Genomic DNA, 15,755 nt, shown 5'->3' on the forward strand with positions numbered 1-15,755 from the left:
TGGGCGCATGACGGAGAACAGTGACGGCAGGGGTGGCGCGGCGGACGTGGACTGGGACGCCGAAGCGGGGTCCTTCGACGAGGAGCCGGATCACGGGTTGCGGGACCCCGAGGTAAGGGGCGCTTGGGCCGAGCGGCTGCGGGGGTGGCTGCCGGGAAGGGCGTCCGACGTCCTCGATCTCGGGTGCGGGACCGGCAGCCTGTCACTCCTCGCGGCCGAGCAGGGGCATCGGGTGACCGGGGTGGATCTTTCGCCGGCCATGGTGGAACTGGCGCGCGCCAAGCTCGCCGGGCGTGACGCGGCGTTCCTGGTCGGTGACGCCGCGCACCCTCCGGTGGGGGAGCAGCGGTTCGATGTGGTCCTCGGCCGACATGTGCTGTGGGCCTTGCCGGATCCTGGGCGGGTGCTGCGGCGGTGGTGGGGGTTGTTGCGGCCGGGTGGGCGGTTGGTGCTGGTGGAGGGGGTCTGGGGGGCGGTTGGTATATCGGCCGAGGTGGTGAGCGGGCTGGCGGAGCCGCTCGGTGGGAGCGTGCGCGTGGAGCGGCTTTCGGGGGACTCTCTGCTGTGGGGGAAGGACGTGGATGACGAGCGGTATGCGGTGGTGGTGAGGGGCGACTAAAGGGGTGGGAAGGGGGGTTGGGTGTCGGCTGCGGGTTCGTGGGGGCTGGTCGCGCCGTTCCCCGCGCCCCTGATGGGGTGGGCCATGGCCTCCAAGTCGTCCAGAGCTGCCAGTGCCGCTGACGCCGCTCCCGGGTCCCTCTCCCTGAGACCGCTCTCCTCGAACTCGTCCTCGTCCAGGCGCAGTACGTCCGTGCCGTCGGCCGAGACCCACAGGTCCAGGTCCAGGTCCTCCACGACCAACTCGGCGCCGTTCAGCGAGGCCGGGCGGGTGATGTCGCAGTACCAGCCCTTCAGGGTGCCGTCCGAGGAACGGACCTCCTTGACGGCGTACCAGCGGTCCCGCCAGTAGTGCTCGGTGAAGACGTCGCCGGCCTCGAAGCGGACGAAACCGAAGTCGCGGACGCCCTCGCCCGCCCAGGGGGCTCGCACGGTGATGCGGGTGCCGTCGTCGGTGAGGAGCTCGGCCTCGTAACGGATCTTCGTGCGCCCCGCCTTGAGCAGGACGACGTCCACACGCTGAAGGGACTCAGGTGAGTTCGCGGACATGACGTACCTCCGTGGCGCAGATCTCGTATCCGAACCACTTGTTGATCGCGAGCATGGGTTCGTTGCCGGCGTCGTTGCCGGTGAGGGACTCCGTGCAGCCGGCGGCGCGGGCGCGGTGCAGGGAGGCGTTCTTGGCGAGCTTGGCCAGGCCCCGGCCGCGGAAGGCGCGGGCGGTTCCCGTCATGGCGGTGGCATAGCGGCCGGCACCGTCGGTGTGGGCGACGCTGAAGGCGGCGGGGCGGCCGTCGACCAGGGCGATCGTGGTCAGGGCATGGTCGAGGAGCGGATGTTTCCAGTTCTCCTCGATCCACGCGTCGTAGTCCGTGAACTCGGTGCCCACATCGCTCGGTTCGTCTCCCGCCGTCTCCGCGTCCAGCTCGAAGAAGGGGCGCGGGTCGTCGGCGAAGTCGGCGGCGGTGCGCAGTTCGACGCCCGGGGGAGGGGTCCGCAGCGGGGGCAGCGTGCCGTTCGTCAGGTCCAGGCGCAGGAAGTGCGCGGAGCGGCCGGCCCGATAGCCGTGCCGTTCGGCGAACGTGCGGTTCTGCGGCTCGTCCAGCACCCAGGAGTACAGCCTGGTCGCGCCGTGCGCCGCCAGATGCTCCTCGGCGATGCGGACGAGGAGGGCGCCGGCGCCGCGCCGGGTGCGGTCCGGGCGTACGTAGATGTTGAGGTAACCGCGGCCCGGCTCCGGGCTGTCGTGGGCGAGGCCGACCTGGGCCGTGCCGATCACCTCGCCCTCCTCCTCCGCGACGAGGGAGCGGTAGCGGGCGTCCGGGTGGGTGTGGATCGTACGGTGAATGACGCCGGCCGGGGCCCACAGCACGTGGGGAAGGGCCAGATGGCGGGCGTGCGTGAAGGCCTCGACGTCGGCCGGGTCCTGGGGGCGCAGATCGCGCACGATCACGGTCATGAAGGCGCACGTTACGTGGGGGCGTCGCACGAGTGCCTCTCATTTTCCGGTGGGTGCGGGACAATCGGCTCGTGACCTTGAAGATCCACATCGACGACAGCGCCCCGCCGTACGAGCAGGTGCGGGTGCAGATCTCCGGGCAGGCGCGGGCGGGGGTGCTGCCGGTGGGGTACCGGCTGCCGACCGTGCGCGGGCTCGCCGAGTCGCTCGGGCTCGCCGCGAACACCGTCGCCAAGGCGTATCGGGCGCTGGAGAGCGACGGGGTGATCGAGACACGGGGGCGCAACGGCACGTTCGTTGCCGCCGCCGGCTCGGCCGCCGAACGGGGGCTGGCATCGGCCGCCCAGGCGTATGTCGAGCGGGCCCGGCGACTGGGGCTCACGGAGAACGACGCCTTGGCGGCCGTACGGGACGCGCTGCGGGCGGCCTACGGGGAGGACTGAGACAGCGAGGCGAACAGCTGCGCGTTCCGCACGGCGGCCCCGTTCGGGTCGTTGTTGAAGTACGCGTACACGTCCTCGTCCTCGGACCAGGTCTTCTCGATCCGCTCGGCCCAGGTCTCCAGGGACCGTCTGCCGTAGTGCGGCCACGCCCGCGCCCGGCCCTCGTGGAACCGGACGTACCCCCAGTCGGCGGTGCGCCAGAGCGGGGTCACCGGGCGGGCGCGGACGTCGGCCCAGCACAGGGCCGCGCCGCGGGACTCCAGGACCTTTCTGGTCTCCGGCGTCCACCAGGACTCGTGGCGGGGTTCCACCGCGACCCGGGTCGACGACGGGAAACAGGACAGGCAGGCATCCAGCAGCTGCGGGTCGGCCCGCAGGGTCGGGGGGAGCTGGAGCAGCACCGGGCCCAGACGCGGGCCCAGCCCCTCCGCGTGGCTCATCAGGCGGTGCACCGGCTCCTCGGGGTCCTTCAGCCGCTTGATGTGGGTCAGGTACCGGCTCGCCTTCACCGCCACCACGAAGTCCCCCGGCACCCGCTCCCGCCACGCCTCGAAGGTCTCCCGGGTCGGCAGCCGGTAGAACGCGTTGTTGATCTCGACCGTCGGGAAGTGCTCGGCGTACTGCTCCAGCCAGAGCCGCACGGGGACGCCGTCGGGGTAGAGGACGCCCCGCCAGTCCTTGTACTGCCACCCCGACGTGCCGACGAACAGGGTCATAGACCTATGAAAGCACTACAGGTACAGCCCCGCGTCCGCCCCGGGCCGCGGTTCCGGCACCGCCGTCGGTGACGTCCCCCGGCGCAGTGCGTACAGCTCCGCCAGGGTCGCTCCCTCACGGCCCACGCCCTCCTCGGTGCCGAGCCAGCCCACCGCCTCCCGGCGGGTCAGCGGGCCCACCTCGATGCGGGCCAGACAGCGGCCGGGGCGGACAACGGCGGGGTGCAGGCGCTCCAGGTCCTCGTTGGTCGTGACGCCCACCAGGACGTTGCGGCCCTGGCCCAGCAAGCCGTCGGTGAGATTCAGCAGGCGCGACAGGGCCTGGCCCGCCGTGTGCTTCGCCTCGCCGCGGATCAGCTCGTCGCAGTCCTCCAGGAGCAACAGCCGCCAGCGGCCCTTGCCCGTCGAGTCGTCCTCGCCGATCGCGATGTCCATCAGATAACCGACGTCGCTGAACAGCCGCTCCGGGTCCAGGACGCAGTCCACCTGGCACCAGTCCCGCCAGGAGCGGGCCAGCGTACGCAGGGCGGAGGTCTTGCCGGTGCCGGGCGGGCCGTGGAGCAGGAGCAGACGGCCCGCGATGTCCTCCGGGGTCGTCTTCATCAGGGTGTTCATCGCGTCCGCGACCGGTGCCGTGTAGTTGTCCCGGACCTCGTCCCAGGTGCCCGCGGAGATCTGGCGGGTCGTGCGGTGCGGGCCGCGCCTGGGGGAGACGTACCAGAAGCCCATCGTCACGTTCTCCGGCTGGGGCTCGGGCTCGTCCGCCGCGCCGTCGGTGGCCTGGTCGAGGACCTTCTTGGCCAGCTCGGGGTCGGTGGCCGTGACGGTGACGTCGGCGCCGCGGTTCCAGCGGGAGATCAGCAGGGTCCAGCCGTCCCCCTCGGCGAGCGTCGCGCTGCGGTCGTCGTCGCGGGCGACGCGCAGCACCCGGGCGCCCGCCGGCAGGAGCGTGGCCCCGGTGCGGACCCGGTCGATGTTGGCCGCGTGGGAGTACGGCTGCTCGCCCGTCGCGAAGCGGCCGAGGAACAGCGCGTCGACGACGTCGGACGGTGAGTCGCTGTCGTCGACGTTGAGCCGGATCGGCAGAGCGTCGTGTGGGTTGGCAGACATGCCGCCCATGATCCGGCACGGGACCCCCACCCGCACCCGGTTTCCGTGGTGTGCCGGTTGTGTCGCGGCCGTCCCGCGTTTCCGGTCTGTCCTCGACGTCCTGTTACGGAGCTGTGCATCTCCGACATCTGCCCGCACAGGCGTGTTCGCGGATACCGTTGCCCTCAATGGGACGTCATGGGTGGAATTCGGGGGCACTGCGGTGGCGGCTCACCGCTCTGCTCGGTGTGGGCGCGGTAGCTCTGGCGCTGGTGGTGACCCTCCTCAACACGCTTCCGGGCAGCGGCGCGGGCACCGACGGCACCTCGCGCAACGGCGACAAGGTCCACGGCACTCCGACGAGCACGCCGGACGCGGAGACCCCGGAGGTGGGCTGGGGGTTCACACACACCCAGTTCAGCGCCGACGAGGGCAGCTCCACCGCCACCGAGCGCGTCGAGGGACTGCTGGCCGACGCCGGCGGCGTCCCGCAGAACCAGCACATCATGGGCTGGGGCGCCGACAACCCCGAGCCGGTCAAGGGGCGTTACGACTTCGAGGACCTGGACCGGCGCATCGACTTCATCCGCGCCTCGGGCTCCACACCGATCGTGACCCTGTGCTGCGCTCCGGACTGGATGAAGGGCGGCGAGGCGGGCGTCGGCAACACGGACTGGAGCAAGGCGGCACTGGAGACCGCGCCGGATCCCGCGCACTTCAAGGACTACGCCGCGCTCGCCGCGACCGTCGCCAAGCGCTACCCGGACGTACGCCACTTCATCGTCTGGAACGAGTTCAAGGGCTTCTGGAACGACGCGAAGGCCCGCTGGGACTACGAGGGTTACACCCAGCTCTACAACCTGGTCTACAAGGCGCTGAAGAAGGTCAACCCCAAGATCATGGTGGGCGGACCGTATCTCGTGATGGACAGCGTCGACCCGCGCTCCGAGGACGCCTCCGCCGGCTTCAAGGGGGCCTGGGGCGCCATGGACCAGCGGATCCTCGACGCCTTCGACTACTGGAACAGGAACAAGGCCGGCGCCGACTTCGTGGTCGTGGACGGCTCCAGCTACACCAACGACGACGAGCTGCTGCCGAACGAGTTCGCGGCCACCGACAAGTTCACCGCGGTGAGCCGGTGGGTGCGGCAGCAGACCGGGAACCTGCCGCTGTGGTGGGCCGAGTACTACGTCGAGCCCGCCGACAGCCGGGACGAACGCGAGGGCTGGTCCGAGAACCGCCGGGTCGCGGTGCAGGCCGCCGGAATGATCGCGCTGGCCAAGGGCGGCACCACCTCCGCCCTCTACTGGAACCCGGAGAACGAGAAGGGCACGGGCTGCGCGGGCTGTCTCTGGACGCCGACCAGCGGCAGCGGCGGCGGTCGAAAGCTGCCGATGTTCGACCTCGTCAGCCGGTTCAGCAAGGCCTTCCCGCCGGGGAGCGCGTACGAGAACGTCTCCGTCGCCGCCGACGACGTGCCCAACGTCCGCGTCCTTGCCACCGGCAAGACCGTTCTGGTGGTGAACACCGTGAATCGGCAGATCAGCGCTGAGATCGACGGGAAGAAGTTCGACATGCAGGCGTACGAGGTCAAGTGGCTCACCCGCTGAGCCACTTGACCTCCGAATGACGTCCGAAGGGCGTCACTTCATCGTCAGGAACCGCTGCACCAGCGCCGCCAGGAACACCGCGAGCAGCGGCAGCGCGAACCAGAAGCTGCTCTGCAGCCACCGCAACTGCCGCACGCCCGGCCGCACCGCGACCCGCACCACCTCACGGGCCGAGAGCAGCAGGATCAGCGCCAGCGCCGCCAGCGCCCCCACCACCGACCAGGGCGTCCACGTCACCTGCGGCCCGATCGGCCCGGGATCGGCCTTCGGGACCTTCCCCGCGGGCTGATCCCGCAGGGCGTACATGGTCACGTCGTCGTTGGTGAGGACCCGCTTGAGCTCCTTGCGGCTGTCGAGGTTGTCGAGCAGCCTCGGCTCCCACGTCCTCGAATAGCCCACGTCCAGACGCAGATACGTGACCTGGCTGACGTTGACCATCAGATACGAGTTCGGGCCCGCGTCCTTCAGCGACTTCACCAGCCCGGACACCAGCACCGGGTCGGTAGGCGCCAGCGTCGGCACGTAGGACACCTTCTCCATGTCCTTCGCGCCCCACGGCATCGCCGGCGTCACATTGTTCACCGTGTCGTTGGACAGCCACAGCACCCGGACCGTCGGATCGTCGTGCGCGTAGACGTAGCCCATGGCGGCGACCTCGCCGGGCTGGATCCGCTCGAACGGCTCGTTGCCCCAACGGGCGACCAGGAAGCCGCCGATGAGCAGCAGACCCGCCATGAGCGCGGCCACCGGAGCGAGACTGACCCGGTCCTTCTCGCGCTCCTTCGCGGTGACGCCGGTGCGCGGGAAGAGCGCCAGCGCGGCGAGCAGACCGGCGCCCGGCAGGGCGAACATGAAGACACGCAGGGCCATCTCGCCGCCGTACGACTGCATGCCGAAGCCGAGGAACGGCACGAAGGTGAGGACGAGCAGCGCGGCTTCCCGGTACTTGTGGTCGCGCCGCCGCCACCAGCCGTAACAGGCGAGGGCCATGACCCCGCCCGCCAGCAGCACGCGCACGTACAGGACCAGCTTGTGGGTCGAACTGCCGCCCTCGATGCGGCCGGAGACCGACGAGGACACATTGCCGCCGACCCCGCCGACCCCGCCGAACAGGTCGTCGAAGTGACCCGACCAGTACGGCTCGGCCATCCAGCCGATCCAGGCGGCCACCATGACGGCGAACAGGATGGGCAGACCGCGCAGTTCGCTGCGGCCGATCAGGACGAGCGCCGCCAGCACGCCGAGCATCACGAACGGGGTGAGCTGGTGGGCGGGCACGCTCGCCGCGAACAGACCGATCAACACCGCGAGCAGGACGGCTCGTTGGCGGCGGTTCGTGGGTTCGACCTCGGCCTCGCCGGGCCGCCGCTTCGTCCAGATCACGCGCGGGGCGCGGAACCAGACGAGCAGGACCGCCACGAACACCAGGTACAGCAGATAGGTGAAGCCCTGCGGGGAGAAGTAGTCCTGGCCGACCCAGCCGCTCAGCACGAAGATCCAGATACCGGTCCACTTGGCCCGCCAGCTCGCCCGCATGTGCCGTACGAGCAGGAACATCGGCACCAGGTAGAGGAGTTGGATCGCCGTCGGCCACCAGCGGATGACCTCGGTGAAGTCCGTGACCCCGCAGGCCTGCGCCACGAACGCGGCCACCGCGAAGAAGCCCGGCCAGCTCCAGCGGGCGTCCAGGTCGGGCACCGCGGAGCCGGTCCGGTCGATGTAGTCGATGAACCCGAGGTGCTGCCAGGCCGTCGCGAACCGCGGCTCGGCCTCGATCACCGCCGGCAGCGCGTGCAGCGAGAACACGGTCGCCACCAGCGTGACCAGCAGCAGCGCCTTGTGCTCACGGCCCAGCCAGAGCAGCGAGGCGAACACCACGACCAGGAGCGCCGCGCCGACCAGCGTGGGCATCGGCAGGATCGAGATCAGCCCGAGCCCGCCCATCCGGTCCAGGTCGGCCTCGCCCAGGCCGAGGGCCGGCACCCAGTACAGGAGCAGAGCGACGGCCAGCAGACAGCCGAGGAACACACCGAGCCAGGTGGGCTGCAGCCGCTCCCGCCAGGACACGGGACGCGGCGGGTCCGCGGACTGTGGCGCCTCCTCCGGTACGGCGGGCTCTTCCGGTACGTCGACCTCCTTGCCGGCGTCGAACGTCACCTCGAACGGCGCGTCCACCTCCGCCTCGGACGGCCCGAGGGAGGACTCGGAGCCCGGCTCCCTCTCCTCCACCGGCAGCCCCAGATCGGGCGGCTTCTGCAGTGCCCACGTCGGCCGGTCGCGCGTCACGCCCGGCACGGGCGTGCCCGTGGGCGGGGTGCCGGGACCCGGGCGTACGTCGGGACGGCGTTCCTGGTGGTCGAAGTCGACGTGGATGCCCAGGGCGAGGGTGTCCTGGTCGAGCGCCCAGCCGGGGCGGCGGGCGCGGCCGGCGGCCGGTACCTCACGCGCCCCGAGGTCGGCGAGGTCGCCGTCGGGAGCCGCGCTCGCGGGGACCTCGGCGGCCGGTGCGTGCCGGAGCGTCCGGTACAGCTTGGGCGCGGCGATCGCGACGATCACCGCGAGCGCGGAGATCTCGGCGACGCCCGCTCCGGTCAGCCCCATGCGGGGCAGGAGCAGCAGCGTCAGACCGAGCACCAGCAGGCACAACAGGCCCTGCAGCCAGGCGAGTCCGGAGGTGCGGCTCTGCGCGCGCAGCACCGCGAAGTACGTCTCCATGACGACCCGGAGCACCGCGCCGACGGCGAACCAGCGCAGCAGCGGGGTGGCCGCGTCCGCGTAGCCCGAGCCGAACACACCGAGGATCCAGGGCGCCCCGAAGAACAGGACGCCGGCCACCGGCAGCATGATCCGCGCCATCCGCTTCAGTGCGGCACGGGTGTTGGCGGCCAGGCGTGAGGGGTCGTGCGAGCCCTCGACGGTCAGGGAGGCGCCCATGTTGATGGCGAGCAGGTTGCAGGTGCCGCCGATCGTCGTGGTGATGTAGAAGTAGGCGTTGTCCTGGGAGCTGACCTGGGAGGCCACGATCACCGGGACCAGATAGACCACGGCGAGCGAGAACAGCGAGCCGGTGTAGTCGCCCGCGAGGAAACGCCCGATCTCCCTGAGGGAAGGCGGCTTCGCATGGTCCTCGGTGGCCTTCACATGGCGCGGTGCCAGACGCCGGAACACCATCCAGCCCAGCGGCAGCACCGAGACGGCGATCGCCGCGACCCACGACACGAAGACACCGGCCGTCGGGATCGCCACCGCGAACGCGACCAGGAGTCCCAGCTTCACCGCCGAGAACACGGTGTTGCCGACCGGCACCCACAGCGCGCTGCGCAGCCCGGTCAGCACCCCGTCCTGGAGGGTGAGCACGTTCCAGGCGATGACGGCGGCGATGAAGCCGAGGCCGTTCACCGTCCCGTGCAGGAAGCGGTACGACGGTCCCCACATGTCCAGGGTGAGCAGGAAGACGGCCGCGGCGATCGCCACGATCACCGAACTGCCCGCGTACGTACGGGCGATGAGGCGCACGGTGGCGCGGCCCGCGACCGGTATGAAGCGGGCCAGCGCCCCGGTCAGGGTCACCGCGGTCAGTCCCGCGAGGAGTTTCATCGCGGCGATCGCGGCGGAGCCCTGGCCGACCGCCGCCTCGGAGTAGTAGCGGGCGGCCGCCAGCCAGAAGCCGAGACCCAGCACGGCGGAGATACCGGTGTTGAGCATCAGGGCGTAGGCGTTGCGGAACAGCTGGTTGCCGCCTCCCGCGCCGCCCCTGCCGAGGCCGGGCAGCCGAAGACGGCGCCCCGACTGCTCGGGCGCCTTCGCCGCGGTCGACTCGGGCTCGGTCGTGGTCGTCGTGTCAGACACGGGAACGGGAGACCTTCCGGCGGACCTGTCGTGCTCTTCGGACCAACGCGTACCCCTTGGTGAGGGCACGGTCCCTGGCGAAGTCCCGGGCGATCGCACGGCCCTGGACGAGCCGTTCGAACTCCTCGGCCGTGGTGGTGCGGCGCACGGTGAGGCGGGTGAGCGCATACGGCCCCTGGCTCCGGCGCGCCAGGCCGTTGTTCACGGCGAGCGCCTGGCCGTACCCCGTCTCGCGTACCGCCTCGCGCACCCGGCGGCTGGAGTAGCCGTACGGGTACGCGAGCGAGGCCGGTGCGATGCCGAGTTCGTCGGTGACGATCTCCCGGGAGTGGATCAGCTCGTGGCGCAGCGCGCTGTCGTCGAGCTGGTCGAGCTGCGGGTGCGTGTGGGTGTGGCCGCCGATCTCGACGTCCGCCGCGGCGAGTTCGCGGACCTGGTCCCAGTCCAGCATGGTGTCCAGGCCGCCGCCCGTGTCGTACGCACCCCGGATCCAGCCGGTGGAGACGAACACCGTGGCCGTGAAGCCGTGCTTGGCGAGCACGGGCTGGGCGTGGCGGTGGACGCCTTCGTAGCCGTCGTCGAAGGTGATCAGGACGGGCCGCTCGGGCAGCGGCCGGCCGTCGCGCCAACGGGCGGCGAGGTCGGCGGTCCTGACCGGCGTGAGCCCCGACTCGGCGACGATCTCCATCTGCCGGGCGAAGGCCTCCGGGGACACCGACAGCACGCGGGTGGCGGCGTTCGGGTCGGTGGCGACCGCGTGGTACATGAGGATCGGTACGGGCGGCTCAGCCATCTCTCTCCCCCTCGATGTCCGCGACCGCGAACGTGGCACCGCCCCGCCGCGCCCGGACGGTGCCGACGACATACCCGCCGGCCGCGGTGAGCACCCCGGCGACGATCGCGCCCGCCCGTCCCGCGCCCCCCGGCCGGGACAGCGCGGCGTCCCGCAGCCCGCGCACCACCCCGGCCGGAAGCACCCGGGTGGCGTACCGGCGCTCGGACTCAAGTCCCTTGTCCGCGCCGACACTTCGGGCCACGAGCGCCTTCGACAGGCCCTCCGCGTACGCGCGCGTGCGGAAGTACCCGAAGTGCTCGCGCGCCTCGGGCACCCGGTGGTGGATCACCGCCCGGTCGTCGATCAGCAGGACCGCGTCCGGTCTGGCCCGGCTCAGCCGGATGCACAGCTCCGTCTCCTCGCAGCCCAGCGGGCGTTTGTCGCCGTCCCGTCCGATGCCGGTGGCGAATCCGCCCGCGGCGTCGAAGGCGCTGCGACGGAAGGAGGCGTTGCCGCCCAGGACGTTGCGCACCCGGACCAGGCCGGACGGAATGCCCTTGTAGGTGCAGCCGACCACCCAGTCGAACTCCTCGGGGAACCAGGCAGGCCGGCGTCCCGACGCCCAGATCGGCATCGTACGGCCGCCGACGGCCATGACCCGCGGGTCCGCGTATCCCGAGGCGAAGTGGCGCAGCCAGTCCCGCTCGGCGACGGCGTCGTCGTCCAGGAAGGCGATCACCTCGCCACGCGCGGCGGCGATCCCCGTGTTGCGGCCCGCGGACAGGCCGCGGGGGCCCGCGTTGGCGAACACGCGGACCTCCTGAACTTCCTTGTACTCCTTGGTCAGTCGGTCCAGAAGCACCGGATTGTGGTCGACGACCAGCAGCGTCTCCAGGGCCGGGTACGACTGCGTACGCACCGAGGCGACCGCCGCGAGGATGTCCTCCCAGCGGTCCTCGGTGTACACGCAGATCACGACGGAGATGTCGGGATCGCTCAAGACACCTCTCCCCGGTGCGAGTCGAGCATCGGCGAGTGATGGGCGCGGCGGCGCAGCGCACGCCGGTTCGACCGCTCCCCGAGGATCACCTTGAGCACCCGGAACCCGTCCCGGACGGCCCGCAGATTGCTCGCGCCGTGGATGCGGAGGTACTCGTAGCTCGGTATCTCCTGCACCTTGAGCCCCGCCTTGACCACCCGGATGTTCATCAGGGTCTCCACCTCGAAGCCCGTGCAGTCGAGGTCGATCTTGTCGAGGCAGTGCCGCCAGAAGGCGTTGTACCCGTAGCAGAGATCCGTGTAGCGGGCGCCGAACTTGCGGTTGACGATGGTGCACAGCGCCCAGTTGCCGAGTTTGCGGATGAAGGTCATGTCGTCGGTGCCGCCGCCGTTGGCGAAGCGGGACCCCTTGGCGAAGTCCGCGCCCGAGACCAGGGCGGACACATAGGAGACGATCTCGTTGCCGTCGGCCGAGCCGTCCGCGTCGATCATGACGACGATGTCACCGGTGCAGGCTTCGAACCCGGTGATCAGGGCGTCCCCCTTGCCCTTGCCGTGCTGCTTCACGACCTTCACCTCGGGCCACAGCTCGCGGGCCACCGCGACGGTGTCGTCCGTGGAGTTGCCGTCCACCAGAACCACTTCGTGGATCCAATCGGGCAGCGTCTTGAAGACGTACGGAAGGTTCTCCGCCTCGTTCATGGCGGGTATGACGACACTCACCGGTGGCGTGATGGCCAGGTGAGTGGAGATGGGCCGGTACTGGCTGGCTGTCGGCACATCCTGGCCCGCAGTCGCCGGGCGCAGAACTGAACTCATGAGTCTGGTTCCCTCTCGTCCGGTGGACCGCCCGCCCCTGGGCGGTCCGGTTTGTTGCTCCGGTTCGAAAGGGGGGTTCTCACTCACGGCATGCCGGAGGGAATCTCCGTACCTGCCGGGTGAGCTGGCAAAGCTGGCCGACCGCCGTCGTGCTGTGCTTGTTCAAAGAAACGACAGCCGGTCGCGCGGCACGACTCGGTGACAAGTGCGGTCACCGAGCACGGCACCCCCCTACCGCGCCCCGCGCCCCCGTCGCGGTCCTTGAGCCCTCCCCTAGAGCCGCTCGATGACGGGACGGTGCGGGTGTGATGTATGACGGTATTGACGATTGAACCCGTATGGCAAGACCTGGAACGAGGCCTCACGTTTTTGTTGGTTTGACCGTTACAGTCGCGCCGGAGCGGATCTTTCCCATTTTCTTCAGCAGCCTGTCGGCGGGTTCGAACAGCTCCGGCCGCGCCACCACGGCGTTGCGCAGTGCCCGCGCCGGAACCCGGCGGACGCGGTGTCCGACCGCGACCGGGTGCCGACGGGTCACCCACCCCTCCGACACGGTCAGTTCCCGTGTCTTCAGGGAGTCCTTGTACTCCTTCTGCCCCCGGCCCAGATCGAGGTACGCGACGCCGTCGGCGGCGGCCGCCTCGGCCATGCGCAGATGCAGGATCAGGCCAGGGGAGTACTTCGCGTACTCCGGGTCGTACGCCGGGAACCAGCACGCGAGGACGCGCTCGGTGCGCAGCCCGAAGTGGGCGGCGACCGGCTTCCCGTCCGCGTACAGCACCGACAGGATCCCCGCGAACGGCTCGGACCGGGTGTGGAACAACTGCTCCACCAGCCGGGCGATCCACTCGTGCGCGAAGCGGTCGCTGCGGCCGGTCCTGCGGTACTGGGCGGACTTCCAGTCCATCAGCACGCGCAGGGCGGCCGGGTCGCGTTCGTCGTGGACGTAGCGCACCTCGCTCGCCGTGCGGACCAGCCGGCGTTCCTTGGCGAGTGTGGTGCGGGTGAACTTCGGCGAGCGTTCCCGCAGTCCGGCCAGATACGTCTCGTACCCCTGGTCGACGTCCATGACCGGAGAGGGGAACCTGCAGGAGGCTTCCGCCTCGAACGGCCCCTGGCCCTCCACCAGATGGTCGAACTCCCAGACCGCGAGCCCGCAGGCGCGCAGCAACTCCCGGGCGTCCCAAGTGAATCCGGGCCGGTGCACCAGTCCCTGGGCGTCCGAGACGCCGAGGCCGACGGCCCGGCCGACACCGGCGGCGGTTCTCTGGAACGGTAAGAACGCGGCTGGCTCGTCCTGCTCCCGTACGACGGCGATCCGCACGCCCCGCCTGCACCGGCCCACCGCGAGCGCGAACTCGGGGGACAGGAACGGGTTCGCCAGCCCTGGTGAGCCCTGCAGATGGGCCTTGGACTGCATGGCGCTCCACGCCGCCCGGTCGGCGGCGCTCAGCTCGCCGGGGCGGTACACGCTGATGTCCACGTCAGGCGTCCTGACCCTTCGCCGTACGGCGCCGCCGCATCAGCACCAGCAGCAGGATGAGGGCACTGATCACGGCCATCGCCGCGACGCCGCCGCGCGCCGACCATCGGTGCGTGGCCAGCATGCCCTGGGCCACCAGCATGTTGAGGACGACCGAGCCTGCCAGCGAGGCCAGCACCCGGGCGAACGGATCGAGGCCGCGCAGTGCGGCGGCGATGCCGGCGGCGGGTGCCGCGAGCAGGAAGAAGAGCGTGAGCGGGGCGCGCAGCGGCGAGTCGGAGCCGGAGAACGCGAGCAGCGCGCCGAATCCCCCCACGGCGGTCGCGGCGCCCGCGAGCAGCGGTGTCAGGTCTCTCCCCGACGCCTTCGAGGATGTTCCGATACGTGTCGTCTGCATGGGCGACGTTTCCCCCCAGAAAGCGCCGGATGCCGGGCTTCAATGTCGCGCAGTGCCGGGGGAGCCGTCAAGGCCGACTGGTACGGACTTGGACATGGGTGTGGCCCCGGGAGGTGTGAGACACCTCCCGGGGCCACCTGTTCAGTTACTACGGGACGAGCTTCAGGAGCTTGTTGGGCGAGCCGGTGCCGGGGCTGGTGACCGCGTTGGACGTGGCACCGTTGACCAGGGCCGTGGCGACCTGGGCCGGGGTGGCCGAGGTGTGGCCGGCGAGATAGACCGCGGCCGCGCCCGCGACGTGCGGGGTCGCCATCGACGTACCGGAGATGGTGTTGGTCGCGGTGTCGCTGGTGTACCAGCCCGCCGTGATGGAGGAGCCGGGGGCGAAGACGTCCAGGACCGAGCCGTAGTTGGAGTAACTGGCCTGGGCGTCGGTGCTGGTGGTGGCGCCGACGGTGATCGCCTCGGTGACGCGGGCCGGGGAGTACGAGGAGGCGTTGGCGCTGCTGTTGCCGGCCGCGACGGCGTAGGTGACGCCGCTCGCGATCGAGTTCCTGACCGCGGTGTCCAGGGTGCTGGACGCGCCGCCGCCGAGCGACAGGTTGGCGACCGAGGGACCGGAGTGGTTGTTGGTGACCCAGTCGATGCCCGCGATCACGCCCGCGGTGGTGCCGGAACCGGCGTTGTCGAGCACGCGCACCGCCACGACCTTCGCCTTCTTGGCGACGCCGTAGGTGGAGCCCGCGATCGTGGTGGCCACATGGGTGCCGTGGCCGTTGCCGTCGGAGGCGGTGGTGTCGCCGTCGACGGCGTCGTAGCCGTAGGAGGCGCGGCCGCTGATCTGGCTGTGGGTGATGCGGACGCCGGTGTCGATGACGTACGCCGTGACACCGCTGCCCGCGGTGTCCGGGTAGGTGTACGTGCCGGAGAGCGGGAGCGCGGCCTGGTCGATGCGGTCCAGGCCCCACGGGGCACTGGACTGCGTGGTGTCGGCCAGGTGGACGGTCTGGTTCTGCTCCACGGAGGCCACCGACGGGTCCGCGGCGAGTCTCTTCGCCTCGGTCGCCGAAAGCGTGGCGGAGTACCCGTTGAGCGCGGAACCGAAGGTCTTCTTGACCGTCCCGCCGTACTCCTTGATGAGCCCCTTGCCCTCGCTGGACGAGGACGTGAAGCCCGCGTGCTTCTTGAGGGTGATGATGTAGCTGTCCTTGACGGCCGTGGGGGAGCCGGAGGCGAGGACCCTGCCCTCGGCCGGGGCGGCCTCGGCGGGCAGGGCGGTGAGCCCGCCGACGAGGGCGGTGGTCGCCAGGGTGGTTATCGCGGCGAACCGGAACTTCTTGCTACGCAGTTGTGCCATTACGAGGGAGTCCTCCTCATGGGCGACGCGCGCCTGGGTCGGGCGCGCGTCCGTGGGGGGTGTGCGCGTGCTCGCGCACACGACCAGGAGCGTCGCGTTCCGCTCCGGGCTGAGGTAAAGGCTGGGCCATCTACGGGGGTA

General features: G+C 70.7%; 14 protein-coding genes. 3 read left to right on the plus strand and 11 right to left on the minus strand.

The features are described 5' to 3' along the window. Positions 1 to 7: 7 nt before the first annotated feature. A complete protein-coding gene (locus RNB18_RS37505; protein ID WP_311718559.1) occupies positions 8 to 619 on the plus strand; it encodes a class I SAM-dependent methyltransferase in 612 nt (203 codons plus the stop codon). On the opposite strand, the gene RNB18_RS37510 is transcribed toward RNB18_RS37505, so the two are convergent. Both RNB18_RS37510 and RNB18_RS37515 read right to left on the minus strand, forming a co-directional pair. Next, on the minus strand, positions 616 to 1,167 hold the full coding sequence (locus RNB18_RS37510; protein WP_311718560.1) for a DUF402 domain-containing protein: 552 nt from the start codon (positions 1,165 to 1,167) through the stop codon (positions 616 to 618). The two genes, RNB18_RS37505 and RNB18_RS37510, sit on opposite strands and share 4 nt — an antisense overlap. Beyond that, a complete protein-coding gene (locus tag RNB18_RS37515; protein WP_311718561.1) occupies positions 1,148 to 2,077 on the minus strand; it encodes a GNAT family N-acetyltransferase in 930 nt (309 codons plus the stop codon). Before RNB18_RS37515 ends, RNB18_RS37510 begins: the two co-directional genes overlap by 20 nt. A 71-nt stretch (positions 2,078 to 2,148) precedes the next feature. Between RNB18_RS37515 and RNB18_RS37520 the strand changes: the two genes are divergently transcribed. Further along, positions 2,149 to 2,520 (plus strand): GntR family transcriptional regulator, encoded by a 372-nt coding sequence (locus RNB18_RS37520; protein WP_199873955.1) that lies wholly within the window; start codon positions 2,149 to 2,151, stop codon positions 2,518 to 2,520. Here the strand turns inward: RNB18_RS37520 and RNB18_RS37525 are convergent. Both RNB18_RS37525 and RNB18_RS37530 read right to left on the minus strand, forming a co-directional pair. After that, positions 2,505 to 3,236 carry a DUF72 domain-containing protein gene (locus tag RNB18_RS37525; protein ID WP_311718562.1) on the minus strand — a complete coding sequence of 244 codons (732 nt, stop codon included), beginning with the start codon at positions 3,234 to 3,236 and terminating at the stop codon, positions 2,505 to 2,507. The two genes, RNB18_RS37520 and RNB18_RS37525, sit on opposite strands and share 16 nt — an antisense overlap. Before the next feature lie 15 nt (positions 3,237 to 3,251). After that, positions 3,252 to 4,346 (minus strand): DUF5925 domain-containing protein, encoded by a 1,095-nt coding sequence (locus RNB18_RS37530; RefSeq protein ID WP_311718563.1) that lies wholly within the window; start codon positions 4,344 to 4,346, stop codon positions 3,252 to 3,254. Between the two features lie 167 nt (positions 4,347 to 4,513). Here RNB18_RS37530 and RNB18_RS37535 point away from each other — a divergent pair, with 167 nt between their 5' ends. Further along, positions 4,514 to 5,935, plus strand: coding sequence for a GH39 family glycosyl hydrolase (locus tag RNB18_RS37535; protein WP_311718564.1), 1,422 nt, complete (start codon positions 4,514 to 4,516; stop codon positions 5,933 to 5,935). Positions 5,936 to 5,968: 33 nt separating this feature from the next. Here the strand turns inward: RNB18_RS37535 and RNB18_RS37540 are convergent, their stop codons facing one another. The 7 genes from RNB18_RS37540 to RNB18_RS37570 form a co-directional block, all read right to left on the minus strand. Next, the gene (locus RNB18_RS37540; protein WP_311718566.1) at positions 5,969 to 9,784 is read right to left on the minus strand and encodes a lipopolysaccharide biosynthesis protein; all 3,816 of its coding nucleotides are present in this window, start codon (positions 9,782 to 9,784) and stop codon (positions 5,969 to 5,971) included. Next, positions 9,777 to 10,577, minus strand: coding sequence for a polysaccharide deacetylase family protein (locus RNB18_RS37545; protein ID WP_311718567.1), 801 nt, complete (start codon positions 10,575 to 10,577; stop codon positions 9,777 to 9,779). The genes RNB18_RS37540 and RNB18_RS37545 overlap by 8 nt, the downstream gene beginning before the upstream one ends. After that, positions 10,570 to 11,559 (minus strand): glycosyltransferase, encoded by a 990-nt coding sequence (locus tag RNB18_RS37550; RefSeq protein ID WP_311718568.1) that lies wholly within the window; start codon positions 11,557 to 11,559, stop codon positions 10,570 to 10,572. Before RNB18_RS37550 ends, RNB18_RS37545 begins: the two co-directional genes overlap by 8 nt. After that, positions 11,556 to 12,377: a glycosyltransferase family 2 protein gene (locus tag RNB18_RS37555; RefSeq protein WP_311718570.1), complete on the minus strand. Its 822-nt coding sequence runs from the start codon at positions 12,375 to 12,377 to the stop codon at positions 11,556 to 11,558. The genes RNB18_RS37550 and RNB18_RS37555 overlap by 4 nt, the downstream gene beginning before the upstream one ends. A gap of 361 nt (positions 12,378 to 12,738) precedes the next feature. Then, positions 12,739 to 13,860 (minus strand): GNAT family N-acetyltransferase, encoded by a 1,122-nt coding sequence (locus RNB18_RS37560; protein WP_311718571.1) that lies wholly within the window; start codon positions 13,858 to 13,860, stop codon positions 12,739 to 12,741. Position 13,861: 1 nt separating this feature from the next. Next, complete coding sequence (locus tag RNB18_RS37565; protein WP_311718572.1) at positions 13,862 to 14,257, minus strand: hypothetical protein; 396 nt, start codon at positions 14,255 to 14,257, stop codon at positions 13,862 to 13,864. Positions 14,258 to 14,405: 148 nt separating this feature from the next. Continuing rightward, entirely contained in the window at positions 14,406 to 15,614 is a 1,209-nt protein-coding gene (locus RNB18_RS37570) for a S8 family peptidase (protein ID WP_311718573.1), read from the minus strand. Between the last annotated feature and the right edge of the window lie 141 nt (positions 15,615 to 15,755).

It is taken from the genome of Streptomyces doebereineriae (assembly GCF_031845645.1).
GTDB lineage: Bacteria > Actinomycetota > Actinomycetes > Streptomycetales > Streptomycetaceae > Streptomyces > Streptomyces canus.

What these genes read in the sequence shown, in the direction of transcription:
- RNB18_RS37515 (WP_311718561.1), bottom strand. Translation starts at nt 2,077, where the DNA reads ATGACCGTGATCGTGCGCGATCTGCGCCCCCAGGACCCGGCCGACGTC.
- RNB18_RS37555 (WP_311718570.1), bottom strand. Translation starts at nt 12,377, where the DNA reads ATGAGTTCAGTTCTGCGCCCGGCGACTGCGGGCCAGGATGTGCCGACA.
- RNB18_RS37505 (WP_311718559.1), top strand. Translation starts at nt 8, where the DNA reads ATGACGGAGAACAGTGACGGCAGGGGTGGCGCGGCGGACGTGGACTGG.
- RNB18_RS37545 (WP_311718567.1), bottom strand. Translation starts at nt 10,577, where the DNA reads ATGGCTGAGCCGCCCGTACCGATCCTCATGTACCACGCGGTCGCCACC.
- RNB18_RS37530 (WP_311718563.1), bottom strand. Translation starts at nt 4,346, where the DNA reads ATGTCTGCCAACCCACACGACGCTCTGCCGATCCGGCTCAACGTCGAC.
- RNB18_RS37565 (WP_311718572.1), bottom strand. Translation starts at nt 14,257, where the DNA reads ATGCAGACGACACGTATCGGAACATCCTCGAAGGCGTCGGGGAGAGAC.
- RNB18_RS37570 (WP_311718573.1), bottom strand. Translation starts at nt 15,614, where the DNA reads ATGGCACAACTGCGTAGCAAGAAGTTCCGGTTCGCCGCGATAACCACC.
- RNB18_RS37525 (WP_311718562.1), bottom strand. Translation starts at nt 3,236, where the DNA reads ATGACCCTGTTCGTCGGCACGTCGGGGTGGCAGTACAAGGACTGGCGG.
- RNB18_RS37535 (WP_311718564.1), top strand. Translation starts at nt 4,514, where the DNA reads ATGGGACGTCATGGGTGGAATTCGGGGGCACTGCGGTGGCGGCTCACC.
- RNB18_RS37510 (WP_311718560.1), bottom strand. Translation starts at nt 1,167, where the DNA reads ATGTCCGCGAACTCACCTGAGTCCCTTCAGCGTGTGGACGTCGTCCTG.